General features: G+C 69.9%; 18 protein-coding genes. 4 read left to right on the forward strand and 14 right to left on the reverse strand.

Going from position 1 to position 17307, the window contains the following annotated elements; all coding sequences use genetic code 11:
* Positions 1-4 precede the first annotated feature (4 nt).
* Genes nuoK through OG276_RS14925 form a run of 11 tightly spaced genes read right to left on the reverse strand, consistent with a single transcriptional unit; the run spans position 5 to position 10709 of the window.
* Complete coding sequence (nuoK, locus tag OG276_RS14875; RefSeq protein WP_112449176.1) at positions 5-304, reverse strand: NADH-quinone oxidoreductase subunit NuoK; 300 nt, start codon at positions 302-304, stop codon at positions 5-7.
* Positions 301-1110 carry an NADH-quinone oxidoreductase subunit J gene (locus tag OG276_RS14880; protein ID WP_266905636.1) on the reverse strand — a complete coding sequence of 270 codons (810 nt, stop codon included), beginning with the start codon at positions 1108-1110 and terminating at the stop codon, positions 301-303. Before OG276_RS14880 ends, nuoK begins: the two co-directional genes overlap by 4 nt.
* Positions 1107-1721 (reverse strand): NADH-quinone oxidoreductase subunit NuoI, encoded by a 615-nt coding sequence (gene nuoI, locus OG276_RS14885; RefSeq protein WP_266905638.1) that lies wholly within the window; start codon positions 1719-1721, stop codon positions 1107-1109. Before nuoI ends, OG276_RS14880 begins: the two co-directional genes overlap by 4 nt.
* A complete protein-coding gene (gene nuoH / locus OG276_RS14890) occupies positions 1714-3084 on the reverse strand; it encodes an NADH-quinone oxidoreductase subunit NuoH (RefSeq protein ID WP_266905640.1) in 1371 nt (456 codons plus the stop codon). The genes nuoI and nuoH overlap by 8 nt, the downstream gene beginning before the upstream one ends.
* Positions 3081-5588, reverse strand: coding sequence for an NADH-quinone oxidoreductase subunit G (locus OG276_RS14895; protein ID WP_266905642.1), 2508 nt, complete (start codon positions 5586-5588; stop codon positions 3081-3083). The genes nuoH and OG276_RS14895 overlap by 4 nt, the downstream gene beginning before the upstream one ends.
* Positions 5585-6952, reverse strand: a complete 1368-nt coding sequence (gene nuoF / locus OG276_RS14900; RefSeq protein WP_266905644.1) for an NADH-quinone oxidoreductase subunit NuoF — start codon at positions 6950-6952, stop codon at positions 5585-5587. The genes OG276_RS14895 and nuoF overlap by 4 nt, the downstream gene beginning before the upstream one ends.
* Complete coding sequence (nuoE, locus tag OG276_RS14905) at positions 6952-7668, reverse strand: NADH-quinone oxidoreductase subunit NuoE (RefSeq protein WP_266912818.1); 717 nt, start codon at positions 7666-7668, stop codon at positions 6952-6954. The genes nuoF and nuoE overlap by 1 nt, the downstream gene beginning before the upstream one ends.
* A 35-nt stretch (positions 7669-7703) precedes the next feature.
* A complete protein-coding gene (locus OG276_RS14910; RefSeq protein ID WP_266905647.1) occupies positions 7704-9044 on the reverse strand; it encodes an NADH-quinone oxidoreductase subunit D in 1341 nt (446 codons plus the stop codon).
* Positions 9044-9784, reverse strand: coding sequence for an NADH-quinone oxidoreductase subunit C (locus OG276_RS14915; protein ID WP_266905649.1), 741 nt, complete (start codon positions 9782-9784; stop codon positions 9044-9046). Before OG276_RS14915 ends, OG276_RS14910 begins: the two co-directional genes overlap by 1 nt.
* Entirely contained in the window at positions 9781-10335 is a 555-nt protein-coding gene (locus OG276_RS14920) for an NADH-quinone oxidoreductase subunit B family protein (RefSeq protein ID WP_243339941.1), read from the reverse strand. Before OG276_RS14920 ends, OG276_RS14915 begins: the two co-directional genes overlap by 4 nt.
* Positions 10336-10349: 14 nt before the next feature.
* Entirely contained in the window at positions 10350-10709 is a 360-nt protein-coding gene (locus OG276_RS14925; protein ID WP_030010013.1) for an NADH-quinone oxidoreductase subunit A, read from the reverse strand.
* A gap of 910 nt (positions 10710-11619) precedes the next feature.
* On the opposite strand from OG276_RS14925, the gene OG276_RS14930 reads away from it, so the two are divergent.
* A complete protein-coding gene (locus tag OG276_RS14930) occupies positions 11620-12483 on the forward strand; it encodes a C40 family peptidase (protein ID WP_266905651.1) in 864 nt (287 codons plus the stop codon).
* Positions 12484-12717: 234 nt separating this feature from the next.
* Here OG276_RS14930 and OG276_RS14935 read toward each other — a convergent pair whose 3' ends face one another.
* The gene (locus tag OG276_RS14935; protein WP_266905653.1) at positions 12718-13131 is read right to left on the reverse strand and encodes a hypothetical protein; all 414 of its coding nucleotides are present in this window, start codon (positions 13129-13131) and stop codon (positions 12718-12720) included.
* Positions 13132-13541: 410 nt separating this feature from the next.
* On the opposite strand from OG276_RS14935, the gene OG276_RS14940 reads away from it, so the two are divergent.
* Positions 13542-13868, forward strand: coding sequence for a hypothetical protein (locus OG276_RS14940; RefSeq protein WP_266905655.1), 327 nt, complete (start codon positions 13542-13544; stop codon positions 13866-13868).
* A 52-nt stretch (positions 13869-13920) separates the two neighbouring features.
* Here the strand turns inward: OG276_RS14940 and OG276_RS14945 are convergent, their stop codons facing one another.
* Positions 13921-14922 (reverse strand): hypothetical protein, encoded by a 1002-nt coding sequence (locus OG276_RS14945; protein WP_266905657.1) that lies wholly within the window; start codon positions 14920-14922, stop codon positions 13921-13923.
* A 189-nt stretch (positions 14923-15111) separates the two neighbouring features.
* On the opposite strand from OG276_RS14945, the gene OG276_RS14950 reads away from it, so the two are divergent.
* On the forward strand, positions 15112-15393 hold the full coding sequence (locus OG276_RS14950) for a hypothetical protein (RefSeq protein ID WP_266905659.1): 282 nt from the start codon (positions 15112-15114) through the stop codon (positions 15391-15393).
* Here the strand turns inward: OG276_RS14950 and OG276_RS14955 are convergent.
* Positions 15359-16642, reverse strand: a complete 1284-nt coding sequence (locus OG276_RS14955) for a geranylgeranyl reductase family protein (RefSeq protein WP_266905661.1) — start codon at positions 16640-16642, stop codon at positions 15359-15361. The genes OG276_RS14950 and OG276_RS14955 overlap by 35 nt on opposite strands.
* Positions 16643-16746: 104 nt before the next feature.
* On the opposite strand from OG276_RS14955, the gene OG276_RS14960 reads away from it, so the two are divergent.
* Positions 16747-17277 carry a GNAT family N-acetyltransferase gene (locus OG276_RS14960; RefSeq protein ID WP_266905663.1) on the forward strand — a complete coding sequence of 177 codons (531 nt, stop codon included), beginning with the start codon at positions 16747-16749 and terminating at the stop codon, positions 17275-17277.
* The last annotated feature ends 30 nt before the right edge of the window (positions 17278-17307 follow it).

A 17307-nucleotide genomic window follows, 5' to 3' on the forward strand; every position in this document is an offset into this window, starting at 1 on the left:
CCCCTTACAGCTTCATCAGGCTGGCGTCGTCGACCGAGGCCGAGTGGCGGGTACGGAACAGCGACACGATGATCGCGAGGCCCACCACGACCTCGGCGGCGGCGACGACCATCGTGAAGAACGCGATGATCTGGCCGTCGAGGTTGCCGTGCATCCGGGAGAAGGTGACGAAGGCGAGGTTGCAGGCGTTGAGCATGAGCTCGACGCACATGAACAGCACGATCGCGTTCTTCCGGATCAGGACGCCCGCCGCACCGATGGTGAACAGCAGCGCGGACAGGTACAGGTAGTTGACCGGGTTCACTTCGAGGCCTCCTCACGGCCGAGCCGCTCGGACGACCGCTGCTCCAGGGCCTTCAGGTCGTCCAGGGCCTTGCCGGAGACGTCCCTGATCTGGCCGCGGGCGCGCAGCGTCTGGTTGACGGTGAGCTCGGAGGGGGTGCCGTCCGGCAGCAGGCCCGCGACGTCCACGGCGTTGTGCCGGGCGTAGACGCCGGGTGCGGGCAGCGGCGGGAGCTGTACGCCCTCGCGTACGCGGCGCTCGGCGAGCTCGCGCTGGGTGGCGGCCCGCTCGGTGCGCTCGCGGTGGGTGAGCACCATCGCGCCGATGGCCGCCGTGATCAGCAGGGCGCCGGTGATCTCGAAGGCGAACACGTACTTGGTGAAGATCAGCGTGGCCAGGCCCTCGACGTGCCCGCCGGAGTTGATCCGGCCGAGTCCGTTGAAGTGGGTGAGCTTGGCGTTGCCGATGCCCGCGATGAGCAGGATGCCGAAGCCGAGTCCGCACAGGGCGGCCAGCCAGCGCTGCCCCTTGATGGTCTCGGTCAGCGAGTCCGCGGCGGTGACGCCGACGAGCATGACGACGAAGAGGAAGAGCATCATGATCGCGCCGGTGTAGACGACGACCTGGACGATGCCGAGGAAGTACGCCCCGTTGGCGAGGTAGAAGACCGCCAGGATGATCATCGTCCCGGCCAGGCTCAGCGCGCTGTGCACGGCCTTCTTCATCAGGATCGTGGCCAGCGCGCCGATGACGGCGACCGTGCCGAGGATCCAGAACTGGGCCGCCTCACCGGTGGAGGTGAGGGAGGCCGCGGCGATGGCGCTCACGCCCCCACCCCCTCGGAAGCGTCTTCGGGAGCGGTCTCGCCCTTGGAGACGGCCACCTGGCGGACCGTGCCGGGAGCCGCCCCGGTCACCAGCCCGCGGTAGTAGTCCGTGTCGTCGGTGCCGGGGAAGATCGAGTGCGGTGCCTCGACCATGCCCTCGGTGAGCCCGGAGAGCAGCTGCTCCTTGGTGTAGATGAGCGCTTCGCGGCTGGAGTCGGCCAGTTCGAACTCGTTCGTCATGGTCAGCGCCCTGGTCGGGCACGCCTCGACGCACAGCCCGCACAGGATGCAGCGGGCGTAGTTGATCTGGTAGACCCGGCCGTACCGCTCACCCGGGGAGTAGCGCTCCTCCTCGGTGTTGTCCGCGCCCTCGACGTAGATCGCGTCGGCGGGACAGGCCCAGGCACACAGTTCGCACCCGATGCACTTCTCCAGACCGTCCGGGTGGCGGTTGAGCTGGTGCCGCCCGTGGAAGCGGGGTGCGGTGGTCTTTTCCTGCTCCGGGTACTGCTCGGTGAGGCGCTTCTTGAACATGGCCTTGAAGGTCACGCCGAAGCCGGCCACCGGGTTCTGCCACTTCTCGCCCTGCTCGGCGTCAGACTTGTCAGACATTCTCAGCACCCTCCTCTCGGTCACTGTCAGTATTCGCCGCGCCACTGACAATGAGCTCCCGCTCACTGCGGGGCCGCCTGCGCGGTACGGGTGCCAGGTGCTGGCCGGGCTTGGGCGGTACGGGGAATCCGCCCGCCAGGGGGTCGAAGGGTTCGGCGGCGGCCGCCAGTTCGGCGTCCGCGAGAGCCGTCTTCTCCTTCTTGTCGCGGAACAGGTCCGCGACGAAGGACAGCAGCAGGAGCGCGATGACCCCGCCGCCGACGTAGAGCACGATCTCCTGGAAGTCGTAGTTCTCGTTGCGCAGCGCCCGGACGGTGGCGACCAGCATCAGCCACACCACGGAGACCGGGATGAGCACCTTCCAGCCGAGCTTCATCAGCTGGTCGTAGCGCACGCGCGGGAGCGTGCCGCGGAGCCAGATGAAGAAGAACAGCAGCAGCTGGACCTTGAGGACGAACCAGAGCATCGGCCACCAGCCGTGGTTCGCGCCCTCCCAGTACGTGGAGATCGGCGCCGGGGCCCGCCAGCCGCCCAGGAAGAGGGTGACGGAGACCGCGGAGACGGTGACCATGTTGACGTACTCGGCGAGCATGAACAGCGCGAACTTGATCGAGGAGTACTCGGTGTTGAAGCCGCCGACCAGGTCGCCCTCGGACTCCGGCATGTCGAAGGGGGCGCGGTTCGTCTCGCCGACCATCGTGATGACGTAGATGATGAAGGAGACCGGCAGCAGGATGATGTACCAGCGGTCCGCCTGGGCTTCGACGATCGCCGAGGTCGACATCGACCCGGAGTAGAGGAAGACCGAGGCGAAGGCCGCGCCCATCGCGATCTCGTACGAGATCATCTGCGCGCAGGAGCGCAGGCCGCCGAGGAGCGGGTACGTGGAGCCGGAGGACCAGCCGGCCAGCACGATGCCGTAGATGCCGACCGAGGCCACCGCGAGGATGTAGAGCATCGCGATGGGCAGGTCGGTCAGCTGCATCGTGGTGCGCTGGCCGAAGATGGAGACCTCGTTGCCCGAGGGACCGAAGGGGATCACCGCGATGGCCATGAAGGCCGGGATCGCCGCGATGATCGGGGCCAGGACGTAGACGACCTTGTCGGCCCGCTTGACGATCAGGTCTTCCTTGAGCATCAGCTTCACGCCGTCGGCGAGCGACTGGAGCATGCCCCAGGGCCCGTGCCGGTTGGGGCCGATGCGCAGCTGCATCCAGGCGACGACCTTGCGCTCCCACACGATGGAGAAGAGCACGGTCACCATCAGGAAGGCGAAGCAGAACACCGCCTTGACGACGACGAGCCACCAGACGTCCCTGCCGAACAGGGAGAGGTCTTCGGCGGCGATCTGAACGGTGTTCACGCGCCCACCTCCGCAGGGGAGTCGCTGGTGTCGGCGGGGGTGGCCGGGCCGATGCGGACCAGGGCCCCCGGGCGGGCTCCGGTGTCGGCGAGGACCCCGGAGCCGGTGGAGTTCATCGGGAGCCAGACCACCCGGTCGGGCATCTCGGTGATGCGCAGCGGCAGTTCCACGGAGCCGGCGGGGCCGGTCACGCTGAGGACGTCGCCGTTCTTGACGCCGGTCTCGGCGGCCGTGGCGGCCGAGAGACGGGCGCTGGCCTCGTGCCGGGTGCCGGCCAGGGCCTCGTCGCCGTCCTGCAGCAGGCCCTGGTCGAGGAGGAGGCGGTGTCCGGCGAGGACGGCCTCGCCCGCGCCGGGACGGGGCAGCAGCTCCCGGTCCCCGGACTGTCCGGCGGCGCGCTCCCCGGCCCACGGGCCGAGCCGGTCGATCTCCTGCCGTACGGCGTGTACGTCGGGCAGGGCGATCGGGCGGTCGGCCGCGTCGGCCAGCATGTGCAGCACGCGGGAGTCGGCGGGGGCGAGGCGCCGGGTCATCTGCTCGGGCTTGAGCGCGGCCTCGAACGGCCGGACCCTGCCCTCCCAGTTGATGAAGGCGCCCGGCTTCTCGGCGACGGCCGCGACCGGGAAGACCACGTCGGCGTGGTCGGTGACCTCGCTGGGCCGCAGTTCCAGGGAGACCACGAAGGCCTCCTGGAGCGCGGCCCTGGCGCGGGCCGGGTCCGGCAGGTCGGCGAGCTCGACGCCCGCGACCAGCAGGGCGGAGAGCTCCCGGGTGGCGGCGGCCTCGACGATCTGGCCGGTGTCGCGGCCGTAGCGGTGCGGCAGCTCGTCCAGGCCCCAGGCGGCGGCGACCTCGTCGCGGGCGCGCGGGTCGGTGGCGGGGCGGGCGCCCGGCAGCAGGGACGGCAGTGCGCCCGCCTCGACGGCGGCCCGCTCTCCGGCCCGGCGCGGGATCCACACCAGGGTGGCGCCGGTGGCGCCCGCGACCCGTACGGCCGCGGTCAGCGCGCCGGGCACGCCCGCGAGGCGCTCCCCGACCACGATGACGGCGCCGGGCAGGCGCAGCGCGTCGGAGGCGGCCTGGCCGCCGTCCTCCAGGCCGGTGTCGGAGGCCAGGGCGTTCAGCCACTCGGGCTCGGTGCCGGGGGCGGCGGCCAGCAGGGTGCCGCCCGCCTTCTCCAGGCCGCGCGTGGCGAACGGGGCGAGGGCGAAGGTCCGCTGCTTGTGCTTGCGGTGGGCCTTGCGCAGCCGCAGGAAGACGCCGGGGGCCTCCTCCTCGGCCTCGATGCCGACGAGGAGCACGGCCGGGGCCGCCTCCAGCGAGGCGTTCGTGACGCCGTGCCCGTCGAGGTCCTTGCCGGTGCCGGCGACGGAGGCGGCCAGGAACTCGGTCTCCTCCGCGCTGTGCACGCGGGCCCGGAAGTCGATGTCGTTGGTGTCGAGCACGACCCGGGCGAACTTGGCGTACGCGTAGGCGTCCTCGACGGTGAGGCGGCCGCCGGTCAGCACTCCGGCGCGGCCGCGCGCGGCGGCGAGCCCGTTGGCCGCGGCCTCCAGGGCCTCGGGCCAGCTCGCCGGGGCGAGGACCCCGTCGGTGCCGCGCACCAGCGGGGTGGTGAGCCGGTCGGGGCGCTGTGCGTAGCGGAACCCGAAGCGGCCCTTGTCGCAGATCCACTCCTCGTTGACCTCGGGGTCCTCCGCGGCCAGCCGGCGCAGCACCTTGCCGCGGCGGTGGTCGGTGCGCGTCGCGCAGCCGCCCGCGCAGTGCTCGCACACGCTCGGGGAGGAGACGAGGTCGAAGGGGCGGGAGCGGAACCGGTAGGCGGCCGAGGTGAGGGCGCCGACCGGGCAGATCTGGATGGTGTTGCCGGAGAAGTACGACTCGAAGGGGTCGTCCTCGCCGGTGCCGACCTGCTGGAGCGCGCCGCGCTCCAGGAGTTCGATCATCGGGTCGCCGGCGATCTCGTTGGAGAAGCGGGTGCAGCGGGCGCAGAGCACGCAGCGCTCGCGGTCCAGCAGCACCTGCGTGGAGATCGGGACGGGCTTCTCGTAGGTGCGCTTCTTGCCCTCGAACCGCGACTCGGCGTTGCCGTGGGACATCGCCTGGTTCTGCAGCGGGCACTCGCCGCCCTTGTCGCAGACCGGGCAGTCCAGCGGGTGGTTGATGAGCAGCAGCTCCATCACCCCGCGCTGGGCCTTGTCGGCGACCGGGGAGGTCAGCTGCGTCTTGACGACCATGCCGTCGGTGCAGGTGATGGTGCAGGAGGCCATCGGCTTGCGCTGGCCCTCGACCTCGACGATGCACTGGCGGCAGGCGCCGGCCGGGGAGAGGAGGGGGTGGTCGCAGAACCGGGGGATCTCGATGCCGAGCTGTTCGGCGGCCCGGATGACCAGGGTCCCCTTGGGCACCGACAGTTCGATGCCGTCGATGGTCAGGGAGATCTGGTCCTGCGGCGGGACCGCTGCCTCTCCGCCGCCGGAGGCTGCCGTAGTGGTCACGGTCATGCGGTCACCTCCGTGTCGGCCCAGAGGGTCGACTTCTTGGGGTCGAAGGGGCAGCCCTTGCCCGTGATGTGCTGCTCGTACTCCGCGCGGAAGTACTTGAGCGAGGAGAAGATGGGGCTGGCGGCGCCGTCGCCGAGCGCGCAGAACGACTTGCCGTTGATGTTGTCGGCGATGTCGCCCAGCTTGTCGAGGTCGGACATGACCCCCTTGCCCGCTTCGATGTCGCGGAGCAACTGGACCAGCCAGTACGTGCCTTCGCGGCAGGGCGTGCACTTGCCGCAGGACTCGTGGGCGTAGAACTCGGTCCAGCGGGTCACCGCCCGCACCACGCAGGTCGTCTCGTCGAAGCACTGCAGGGCCTTGGTGCCGAGCATGGAGCCGGCCGCGCCGACGCCCTCGTAGTCGAGGGGGACGTCGAGGTGCTCCTCGGTGAACATCGGGGTGGAGGAGCCGCCCGGGGTCCAGAACTTCAGCCGGTGCCCGGGTCGCATGCCGCCGCTCATGTCGAGGAGCTGGCGCAGGGTGATCCCGAGCGGGGCCTCGTACTGGCCGGGGCCGACGACGTGTCCGGAGAGCGAGTACAGGGTGAAGCCGGGGGACTTCTCGGTCCCCATCGACTTGAACCAGTCCTTGCCCTTGTTCAGGATCGCGGGAACCGAGGCGATGGACTCCACGTTGTTCACGACAGTGGGGCAGGCGTAGAGCCCCTCGACCGCGGGGAAGGGCGGACGCAGCCGGGGCTGGCCGCGCCGGCCTTCGAGGGAGTCCAGGAGGGCCGTTTCCTCGCCGCAGATGTAGGCGCCCGCTCCCGCGTGCACGGTGATGTCGAGCTTCAGCCCGCTGCCGAGGCCGCTCTTGTCGCGATGTTCAGCCTCCCCGAGGTAGCCGGCCTCGTACGCCTCGCGCACCGCCTCGTGCAGGCGGCGCAGGACCGGCACGGTCTCGCCGCGCAGGTAGATGAAGGCGTGCTCCGAGCGGATCGCGTAGCAGGCGATGATCATTCCCTCGATGAGGGAGTGCGGGTTGGCGAAGAGGAGCGGGATGTCCTTGCAGGTTCCCGGCTCCGACTCGTCCGCGTTCACCACGAGGTAGTGCGGCTTGCCGTCGCCCTGCGGGATGAACTGCCACTTCATGCCGGTGGGGAAGCCGGCGCCGCCGCGGCCGCGCAGGCCCGAGTCCTTCACGTAGGCGATGAGCTCGTCCGGACTCATGGCGAGTGCCTTGCGCAGACCCTCGTAGCCGCCATGCCTCTTGTAGGTCTCCAGCGTCCACGACTGCGGCTCGTCCCAGAACGCCGACAGGACGGGCGCGAGGAGCTTCTCCGGACTCGTGCCGTTCTTACTCAGTTCGGTCGACACGGTCATCACTCCCCTCCCTCGATGGTGGCCTCGCCGCGCGGGTGCACGATCGGGGTGTGCGGGACCTCGCCGCGCGCGATGCGCAGGCCGATCAGGGACGCGTGACCCGCGCCGCCGCTGGCCTCGACAGCGCCCTCGCGCTCGTCGGGGAAGCCCGCCAGGATCCGGGCGGTCTCCTTGTACGTGCACAGCGGCGCGCCCCGGGTCGGCTCCACGGTCCGGCCGGCCAGCAGGTCGTCGACCATGGCCTTGGCGGACTCGGGGGTCTGGTTGTCGAAGAACTCCCAGTTGACCATCACCACGGGGGCGTAGTCGCAGGCCGCGTTGCACTCGATGTGTTCGAGGGTGACCTTGCCGTCGGCGGTGGTCTCGTTGTTGCCGACGCCGAGGTGCTCCTTGAGCTCCTCGAAGATGGCGTCCCCGCCCATGACCGCGCACAGGGTGTTCGTACAGACGCCGACCTGGTAGTCCCCGGAGGGCTTGCGCCGGTACATCGTGTAGAAGGTCGCCACGGCCGTGACCTCGGCGGTCGTCAGGCCCAGCACCTCGGCGCAGAACCGGATGCCGGTGCGCGAGACGTAGCCCTCCTCGGACTGGATGAGGTGGAGCAGCGGCAGCAGCGCGGAGCGGCTGTCGGGGTAGCGGGCGATGACCTCCTTCGCATCCGCTTCGAGCCGGGCGCGCACGTCGGCCGGGAAGTCGGGTGCCGGAAGCCGGGGCATGCCCAGGCTCACCCCTGATACGGGCTGATTGGCCGTCATCGGTCGACGCCTCCCATCACGGGGTCGATGGAGGCGACGGCCACGATGACGTCGGCGATCTGGCCGCCCTCGCACATCGCCGCCATGGCCTGCAGGTTGGTGAAGGACGGGTCGCGGAAGTGGACCCGGTAGGGGCGGGTGCCGCCGTCGGAGACGACGTGCACGCCGAGCTCGCCCTTGGGCGACTCCACGGCCGCGTAGGCCTGGCCGGCCGGTACCCGGAAGCCCTCGGTCACCAGCTTGAAGTGGTGGATGAGGGACTCCATGGAGGTGCCCATGATCTGCTTGATGTGGTCGAGCGAGTTGCCGAGGCCGTCGGGGCCCATCGCGAGCTGCGCCGGCCAGGCGATCTTCTTGTCGGCGACCATGACCGGGCCCGGCTCCAGCCGGTCCAGGCACTGCTCGACGATCCGCAGGGACTGGCGCATCTCCTCCAGGCGGATCAGGAACCGCCCGTAGGAGTCGCAGGACTCGGTGGTCGGCACGTCGAACTCGTAGTTCTCGTAGCCGCAGTACGGGTCCGTCTTGCGCAGGTCGTGCGGGAGGCCGGCGGAGCGCAGGACCGGGCCGGTGGCGCCGAGCGCCATGCAGCCGGTGAGGTCGAGGTAGCCGACGTCCTGCATGCGGGCCTTGAAGATGGGGTTGCCGGTGGCGAGCTTGTCGTACTCCGGCAGGTTCTTCTTCATGGTCTTCACGAACTCGCGGAGCTGGTCCACGGCGCCCGGGGGCAGGTCCTGCGCGAGGCCGCCGGGGCGGATGAACGCGTGGTTCATGCGCAGGCCGGTGATCAGCTCGAACACGTCGAGGATCAGCTCGCGGTCGCGGAACCCGTAGATCATGATCGTGGTCGCGCCCAGCTCCATGCCGCCGGTGGCGATGCACACCAGGTGGGAGGAGAGCCGGTTGAGCTCCATCAGCAGGACGCGGATGGCGGAGGCGCGGTCCGGGATCTGGTCGGTGATGCCGAGCAGCTTCTCGACGCCCAGGCAGTACGCCGTCTCGTTGAAGAACGGCGTCAGGTAGTCCATGCGCGTGACGAAGGTGGTGCCCTGCGTCCAGTTCCGGTATTCGAGGTTCTTCTCGATGCCGGTGTGGAGGTAGCCGATGCCGCAGCGGGCCTCGGTGACCGTCTCGCCGTCGATCTCCAGGATCAGGCGGAGCACCCCGTGCGTGGAGGGGTGCTGGGGGCCCATGTTGACGACGATCCGCTCGTCGTCGGCTCGGGCCGCCGACTGGACGATCTCGTCCCAGTCGCCGCCGGTGACGGTGTAGACGGTGCCTTCGGTGGTTTCCCTGGCGGAGGCGTGATCTGCTGCGTGATTCGAGTTGGGGGACATCAGCTGTACGACCTCCGCTGGTCGGGAGCCGGGATCTGGGCGCCCTTGTACTCGATGGCGATGCCGCCGAGCGGGTAGTCCTTGCGCTGCGGGAAGCCCTGCCAGTCGTCCGGCATCATGATCCGGGTGAGGGCCGGGTGCCCGTCGAAGATCAGGCCGAAGAAGTCGTACGTCTCGCGCTCGTGCCAGTCGTTCGTCGGGTAGACCGAGACGATCGAGGGGACGTGCGGGTCGGCGTCCGGGGCGGTGACCTCCAGCCGCACGAGCCGGCCGTGGGTGAGCGAGCGCAGGTGGTAGACGGCGTGCAGCTCGCGGCCCTTGTCGTCGGGGAAGTGCACCCCGCTGACCCCGGTGCAGAGCTCGAAGCGCAGGGCCGGGTCGTCGCGCAGGGTCTTCGCGACGAGGAGGAGGTGCTCGCGCGCGATGCGCAGGGTCAGCTCCGCCCGGTCCACGACGACCTTCTCGATCGCGTTCTCCGGGACCAGGTCCTGCTCCTCCAGCGCCCCTTCGAGCTCGTCGACGACCTCGTCGAAGTACGAGCCGTACGGGCGGGCGCTCGCGCCGGGCAGGGCCACGGTGCGCACGAGGCCGCCGTAGCCGCTGGTGTCGCCGCCGCCTCCGGCACCGAACATGCCCTTGCGGACGCCGATCACCTCGGGGCCGGCCGCGCCCCGGGGCGCGGGCACGTTGTCGCCGTTGCCGGCTTGGGGGCCGTTCTGCACGGCCGGGTCCTCGCTCACCGCAGGAGCCCCTTCATCTCAATGGTGGGGAGCGCCTTGAGGGCCGCCTCCTCCGCCTCTCGGGCCGCCTCTTCCCGGTTCACGCCGAGCTTGCCGCCCTGGATCTTCTGGTGGAGCTTGAGGATCGCGTCGAGCAGCATCTCGGGCCGGGGCGGGCAGCCGGGCAGGTAGATGTCCACGGGGACGATGTGGTCGACGCCCTGGACGATCGCGTAGTTGTTGAACATTCCGCCCGAAGACGCACAAACACCCATAGAGATGACCCACTTGGGAGCGGGCATCTGGTCGTACACCTGCCGCAGCACCGGCGCCATCTTCTGGCTGACCCGGCCCGCCACGATCATCAGGTCGGCCTGGCGCGGTGATCCGCGGAAGACCTCCATGCCGAAGCGGGCCAGGTCGTACCGGCCCGCTCCGGTGGTCATCATCTCGATGGCGCAGCAGGCCAGGCCGAAGGTGGCCGGGAAGACGGACGCCTTGCGCACCCACCCCGCGGCCTGTTCGACGGTGGTCAGCAGAAAGCCGCTCGGCAGCTTCTCTTCCAGTCCCATGGAAATTCAGCCCCTCAGTCCCATTCCAGGCCGCCGCGGCGCCATACGTAGGCGTAGGCGACGAAGACGGTGAGCACGAAGAGGAGCATCTCGACGAGCCCGAAGATCCCCAGCGAGTCGAAGGTGACCGCCCAGGGGTAGAGGAAGACAACCTCGATGTCGAAGACGATGAAGAGCATCGCCGTCAGGTAGTACTTGATGGGGAAGCGACCGCCGCCGGCCGGCATGGGAGTGGGCTCGATGCCGCACTCGTAAGCTTCAAGTTTTGCCCGGTTGTACCGTTTTGGGCCGATCAGCGTGGCCATGACCACGGAGAAGATCGCAAACCCTGCGCCGAGGGCGCCGAGCACGAGGATGGGCGCGTACGCATTCACGCTCCTCGCTCCTTCCAGTCGTCCTTGACCGTTGGACCGCTGCTCCGGCGCCGCGCGCCCCGCCTCCCACGTCTCGCATGTGAGGCAGTTCACAAGCCGGACTGGTGCGCATCTTATGCCCGCCCATCTGTGATCTGCGACACGGGTTACAACAACGAGTTTGTGATCTCCACCACCTGACGAACGATCATGAAGCCCAATGAGTGGTGATCTTCATACGTGAAGCATCCACATGATCACCAAAGGTGACATCCGCACCCGTCGTTGCAGGTGGAAGGCCTGCCGCACTATCAAACCGTGGCCCCTGCATGCAAATTGGCACGGTGGTGCGCGTGATGATAAAGGGATCGGCGTCCCCCGGTCGGGGGACCTCGCGCGGACGGGAGTGGACGCGTGCATGCGTTCACTAAGTCGGGGCAGAGGGGAGTCAGGGGTCGAGCGGAGGCGATCCGGGGGCGACCCGGAGAAGTGACCCGGAGAGGTGACCCGCAGAGGCGACCCCGGGGTGGGTCGCACGCCCCCTTCCGGTGGATCGCGACCGGGTCCCGACCCGGCCTCGACCCGGCCTCGACCCGGTCCCGCCCCCACGCCGACCCGACGGCGGCTTCACGGTTCGGTCACAGGAGGGCCACAGTGTCCGCATCGCGTGACGCTTCTGTGACCTGCGCCACTCGGAATTCTCGGTACCGAAAGAGGACTTGGCCATCAGTGCAGGTGGATGGTAGGCCCGGGATCAATTCGGACTTATTTCGGAAACCCCATGATCACAGCCTCGCGGACGGCTGTCCGATTCGCCCGTTACGGCGTCAATAAGAGGTCCGACGCGCCCGGTTAGCCCGCTTCGCGCACAACTGTGGCGCAGACCACGTTTCTTGAAGGGAGCCGGGGCGCCCTGATAGCGGTTGTACCCATGTCCCTCACCGCTCACATACCCAGCCACCGGAAGCCCCGCCGCAGCGCCTCGAAGCTCGCGGTCCGCGCCGGAGTTGCCGGTGGCGTCCTCAGCACCCTGGCCATGGCCGGCACGGCGAGCGCCACCCCCTCCGCCGAGCCCGTGCACGAGACCACCCTCGAAATGCCGGTCCTCGACCTGGACCTGAGCGCCGAGGTGTCCTCGCACCTGGCCAAGGCCGCGGAGAACACCCGCGCCGCCGCCGTCGACGGCGAGCTCAACGCCCTGGAAGAGACGGCCCGCACGGGCGCCGCCGCCGAGGCCAAGCAGCTCAAGGCCGACGCCCAGGAGAAGGCCGACGCCGAGAAGAAGGCGAAGGAGGACGCGGACCGCAAGGCCGAGTCCGAGCGCGCCAGCCGCAGCACGGCCCGCACCTCGCTCCAGAGCAACTCCGGATCCTCCTCGTCGGGGTCCTCCTCCTCGGGGTCCTCCTCGCAGGGCAAGGGCACCGTCACGGCCCCCGCGACCGGCTCCGCCGCCGCCATCGTCAACTTCGCCCGCGCGCAGGTCGGCAAGGCGTACGTCATGGGCGGCACCGGCCCGTCCTCGTTCGACTGCTCGGGCCTCGTCCAGGCCGCGTACCGCCAGGCCAACATCAGCCTGCCGCGCATGTCGCAGGCGCAGTCCACCGCCGGCACGTCGGTCTCCCTGAGCAACCTCCAGGCGGGCGACATCCTGTACTGGGGCTCCAAGGGCAGCGCGTACCACGTCGCCATCTACGTCGGCGGCGGCAAGTTCGTCGGCGCGCAGAACTCCGGCACCGGCATCGTCGAGCGCTCCCTGAGCTACGACAAGCCGACGGGCGCCGTTCGCGTCCTCTGACATCTCCCCGCAGTCCCGGGCCGCTCCCGGTGACGCACGAAAGGCCGGTACTCCCCCGCTCGGGGGTGGAGTACCGGCCTTTCGGCCGTCCTGGAGGCTCCCGGAAGGCTCCCGGAGCTCTCGGAGGCTCCTGACGGCTTTGCGGCTCCTCGCGGCTCCCGGAAGCCGCCGAGGGCTGCCCCAGTGCCGTCCGGCGGCGCGGGGAGGCCGCGGAGGCGGCCCCGCACCGCTCCGTCAGTCGAGGAACGTGGCCGAGGTGATCTTGTTCTTGAAGTTCACGCTGGCGTTGCCCGTGTAGCCCGGGGGGAGCGAACCGATCAGACCGGTGAGGTTCACCTCGGTGGCCACCTTCCACGTGTAGGTGTCCCGGTTCCGGTAGGACGCGGTGTCGTCGTTCGTCACCCGGTTCCGGCCGACGCAGTTCTCGGGCCCGACGAAGAGGTCGTTGAAGAAGTTCCAGTCCGAGGACATCAGGTCGAAGACACAACCCCCTTGGTAGGAGTTGTAGTAAAGGCCGAACTCGCTGGTTTCCAGATAGCCGTTCCGCTCCGTGTTGGCGGCGGCCGGCCCGGCTGCCACAAGGAGAACGGCGCCGACGGATACCGCTGCGGCGCAACCGGTGGCGAGTTTGTTGAGGACCTTGCTCATGGGAGATTTCTCCATCTTCAGGGGAATTGATTCCGGCCGGGATTAAACCTTCCGGGGCACCGCAGGGCAAGGGGCTTCTCGGCTGTTCAGGCCACAACCGGCATGGCGGGTAACGGACTTGTCCGCATTCCGGGCATCCGATTACGATCTCCCGCGGCCTTCGGCCCCTCTTCCGTACCACTTCCGCATCTCTTCCGCACCAACGCGCCCTTCCACTCCGCCGATCGCAAGGGAAACGCCTCGTGCGTGTACGCGAAATATCCTCGTCACTCCTTTTGTGCCTCGTACTGACCGGATGCGGAGGCGGGGAACTCCCGGGGAAGAACTCCGGAGCGGGAAAGCCGGGAGTTGCGGCCGCGCCCACCGCCACACCCTCGATCACGGCGGCGGACATGCCGTTCTACACGTGCATGCAGCAACACGGAATGACCCTCTCCTACGGGGACGACGGGGCCCCGCACTTCGTGGAGAAGGAGAGCCCGCAGTTCCCCCCGGCACAGGAGGCCTGCCTGCCGCTGCTCCCGCCCCCCTCCCCCGTCCAGGCGGGCCCGCAGGAACTCGCCGCCGCGCGCGAGGCCTCCGCGTGCATGCGGGCGAAGGGCGTCTCCTGGTATCCGGACCCGGATCCGGTCACCGGCGAGGTGCAGCAGAAGGACGGCGGCACCTCCGAGCAGTGGCAGGAGCTCAAGCGGAACCACCGCGACGCGTACCGGGCCTGCATGCCCCGGCCCTCCTGAGGCGCGCGGCCCTCCTGAGGCGCCCGGCCCTCCTGAGGCGCGCGCGTACGGCTCAGAGGAGCCCGGCCGCGAGCTTGTAGCGGGCCTCGCGCTGCTTCTTGTACAGCGCGAGGGTCTCGGCCTGCTCCTCCACCAGCCGCTTCTGGTACGCGGTTTCCACCGCCGCCCAGACGCCTACGAGGTTCACCTCGCGCTTGCAGGCGACGTCGGCCTTGGCCGCGGTGACGGCTTTGGGGCCGCCCGGATCCGCCTCCAGGCCCAGCTTCTGGACGACCTCGTAGGGATCCTTCAGGCCGGTGTACCCCGACTTCTCCATGCACGCCGACCAGTTCTTCAGCACCCCGGCCACCCGCGAATCGCCCTTGGAGCGTTCGTGCGCCTCCGAGGCCAGCCCGAACGGGAACAGCAGGTCCACGCTGTTCTTCGTCGGCGCGTACAGCTTGCGGTACGCCTCCCGGATGCATCCGCCGGGCGGCACCTTCTGCCCGCCGACGTCGATGCCGCTGTCCACCCGCGCGGCCTCCTCCTCGCTCGCGGCGTCCGGGGGCTGCGCGGCGCCCTGTTCCCCGCCCGGCCGTTCGCCGTGCATGACCAGGGTGGCGCTCTCGCTCAGGGGGGTCGCCGGGGGCTTGACCGGCCGCCCCTTGCCCGCGGTCATGTCGTAGCCGTGGGCCGCCGCGAACACCGGATCGGCCGCACCGAAGAGCGCACCGTGCCGGCCCTGCGGCCCCTGGGCGCCGGCCGGATCGGACGGCCTGACCTCCTCGTACGGGAACCCGTACCGCGCCATGCACCGGGAGAGCAGCCGCTGCTGCACCTGCCCCATGCGGACCGTCTCGGCCTCGGTGTCCGTGTACGCGTCCAGGGGCAGCGAGAGCGAAGCCGCGGCCGGGGCGACGGCGACCTCGCCGATTTCCGGCTCGCCGTGCGCGTCGGCTCCGTCCGGATCCGAGCAGCCGGCCAGCACGAGCGCCAGCAGGACGGCGGCCGGGAGGGCGGGACGGAGGGCGGGACGACGGAGCGGACGGGAGCGCATCGCGGAAGACCTGTTCACGCTCGGGAATTGAACAGCCCGGCCGGTACCGGGGACAAGGCCTTCTCACCTGCTGGTCAGCCAAACTTCTTGCCTGGAAACCAACTTGCCGGTCCGTCCCTCCTGACGGACATCCCGTGCCGAACGGCCCGGGCCCTGCCAAGATGGCCGGGGCGAGCACGCCCGAGTCGCCCCAGGAAGTGGTGATCCGTGACGCCCGGCCCGTCCGACGAAGCACCCGGTCCAGACCCCACCGCCGCCCCGGCCGCCGCCGGGCTCGGACTCCTGTCCCTCGGCGGCTGGCTGCTGACCACCACCCGCCCCTGGCAGAAGCCCGGCTCTCCCCTGACGCTCACGCTGGACTGGACGGCATCGGGCACCCTGATGCTCTGCGGCCTGCTCCTGCTGATCCACTGCATCCGCCGGGTCCACGACCCGGCGGAGCCCGCGCTCGGGGTCAGGCCTTGGGGGCGACCTTCGAAAGGCCGTTGATGACGCGGTCCATCGCGTCGCCGCCCGTCGGGTCGGTCAGGTTGGCCAGCATCTTCAGCGTGAACTTCATCAGCACCGGGTGGCTCAGGCCCCGCTGGGCGGCGATCTTCATGATCTTCGGGTTGCCGATGAGCTTCACGAAGGCACGGCCCAGCGTGTAGTAGCCGCCGTAGGTCTCCTTGAGGACCTTCGGGTAGCTGTGCAGGGTCAGTTCGCGCAGGGCCGGGGTGGCGCGGGAGTGGGCCTGGACGATGACGTCGGCGGCGATCTGGCCCGACTCCATCGCATAGGCGATGCCCTCGCCGTTGAACGGGTTGACGAGCCCGCCCGCGTCACCGACGAGCAGCAGCCCCTTGGTGTAGTGCGGCTGGCGGTTGAAGGCCATCGGCAGGGCCGCACCGCGGATGGGCTGCGTCATGTTCTCCGGGGTGTAGCCCCAGTCCTCCGGCATCGAGGCGCACCAGGCCTTGAGGACCTCGCGCCAGTCCAGCTCCTTGAAGGCGGAGGAGGAGTTGAGGATGCCGAGGCCGACGTTGGAGGTGCCGTCGCCCATGCCGAAGATCCAGCCGTAGCCGGGCAGCAGCCGGTCCTCGGCCCCGCGCCGGTCCCAGAGCTCCAGCCAGGACTCCAGGTAGTCGTCGTCGTGGCGGGGCGAGGTGAAGTACGTACGCACGGCCACGCCCATCGGGCGGTCCTCGCGGCGGTGCAGGCCCATCGCCAGCGACAGCCGGGAGGAGTTGCCGTCGGCCGCGACCACCAGCGGGGCGCTGAAGGTGACCTGGGTCTTCTCCTCGCCGAGCTTCGCCGTCACTCCGGTGATGTGGCCGGTGCGGGGATCGCGTACGGGCTCGCCCACATTGCAGCGCTCGTACAGCCGGGCGCCGGCCTTCTGTGCCTGGCGGGCCAGGGTCTCGTCGAAGTCGTCGCGCTTGCGGACGAGTCCGTAGTCCGGGAACGAGGCCAGCTCCGGCCAGTCCAGCTGGAGCCGCTGGCCGCCGCCGATGATCCGCAGGCCCTTGTTGCGCAGCCAGCCGGCCTCTTCGGAGATGTCGATGCCCATCGACACGAGCTGCTTGGTGGCGCGCGGCGTCAGGCCGTCACCGCAGACCTTCTCGCGCGGGAACGCCGTCTTCTCCAGGAGCAGGACGTCGAGTCCGGCCTTGGCCAGGTAATAGGCAGTCGTCGAGCCGGCGGGCCCGGCCCCGACGACGATCACGTCCGCGGAGTGCTCGGAGAGGGGCTCGGTCACGACGGGTCTCCCGAAGGCTCGATAACTCGATAAGGGTGCCCAACGGCACAAGAACACGTGCAGTCTATGCAGCGAGAGAGAACGCGATCCGAAGGGCTGCCCCTGTGACCACCTCGCCGACCCGGCCGCTCCCCGTCGTCCAGCTCCGTGTGCCCACGGACGAGGACGCGCACGCCTGGTACCGGGTCTTCCGCGACCCCGACGTCATGGAGTTCCTCGGCGGTCCGGCCGAGCTCTCCTTCTACGAGGAAATCACCGCGCGGCAGCGGATGCACGACGCGCGGCTCGGCTTCTGTCTGTGGACGCTGCTGGACGGGGACGGGGAGGTCCTCGGCTTCACCGGGGCCCAGCCGTGGCCCGCTTCGAAGGCGTGGGGCCCGGTGGGGGAGATCGAGATCGGATGGCGGCTCGGTCGCTCCGCGTGGGGGAAGGGGTACGCCTACGCGGCTGCGCTCGCGACGGTCGAGCGGGTGCGGGGGGCCGGGGTGCCGGATGTCGTGGCGATGATCGACGATGCGAATGTCCGCTCGATCGCGGTGGCGGAGCGCCTCGGCATGACCCTGGCGGACCGCTTCCCGCTGCCCGGCGGCCAACGCCGCGCCCGCCGCTACGCCCTGACCCTGACCCCTTCCTGACCCCGGCTGCGCGGGGCCGCACCGCGCGAG

Source organism: Streptomyces sp. NBC_00086, from assembly GCF_026343255.1.
GTDB lineage: Bacteria > Actinomycetota > Actinomycetes > Streptomycetales > Streptomycetaceae > Streptomyces.

Bases quoted from the DNA above. Each gene is read 5' to 3' on its own strand.
- nuoI (WP_266905638.1), bottom strand. From the start codon at position 1,721: ATGTCTGACAAGTCTGACGCCGAGCAGGGCGAGAAGTGGCAGAACCCG.
- OG276_RS14895 (WP_266905642.1), bottom strand. From the start codon at position 5,588: ATGACCGTGACCACTACGGCAGCCTCCGGCGGCGGAGAGGCAGCGGTC.
- nuoF (WP_266905644.1), bottom strand. From the start codon at position 6,952: ATGACCGTGTCGACCGAACTGAGTAAGAACGGCACGAGTCCGGAGAAG.
- nuoE (WP_266912818.1), bottom strand. From the start codon at position 7,668: ATGCCCCGGCTTCCGGCACCCGACTTCCCGGCCGACGTGCGCGCCCGG.
- OG276_RS14910 (WP_266905647.1), bottom strand. From the start codon at position 9,044: ATGTCCCCCAACTCGAATCACGCAGCAGATCACGCCTCCGCCAGGGAA.
- OG276_RS14920 (WP_243339941.1), bottom strand. From the start codon at position 10,335: ATGGGACTGGAAGAGAAGCTGCCGAGCGGCTTTCTGCTGACCACCGTC.
- OG276_RS14930 (WP_266905651.1), top strand. From the start codon at position 11,620: ATGTCCCTCACCGCTCACATACCCAGCCACCGGAAGCCCCGCCGCAGC.
- OG276_RS14935 (WP_266905653.1), bottom strand. From the start codon at position 13,131: ATGAGCAAGGTCCTCAACAAACTCGCCACCGGTTGCGCCGCAGCGGTA.
- OG276_RS14940 (WP_266905655.1), top strand. From the start codon at position 13,542: ATGCAGCAACACGGAATGACCCTCTCCTACGGGGACGACGGGGCCCCG.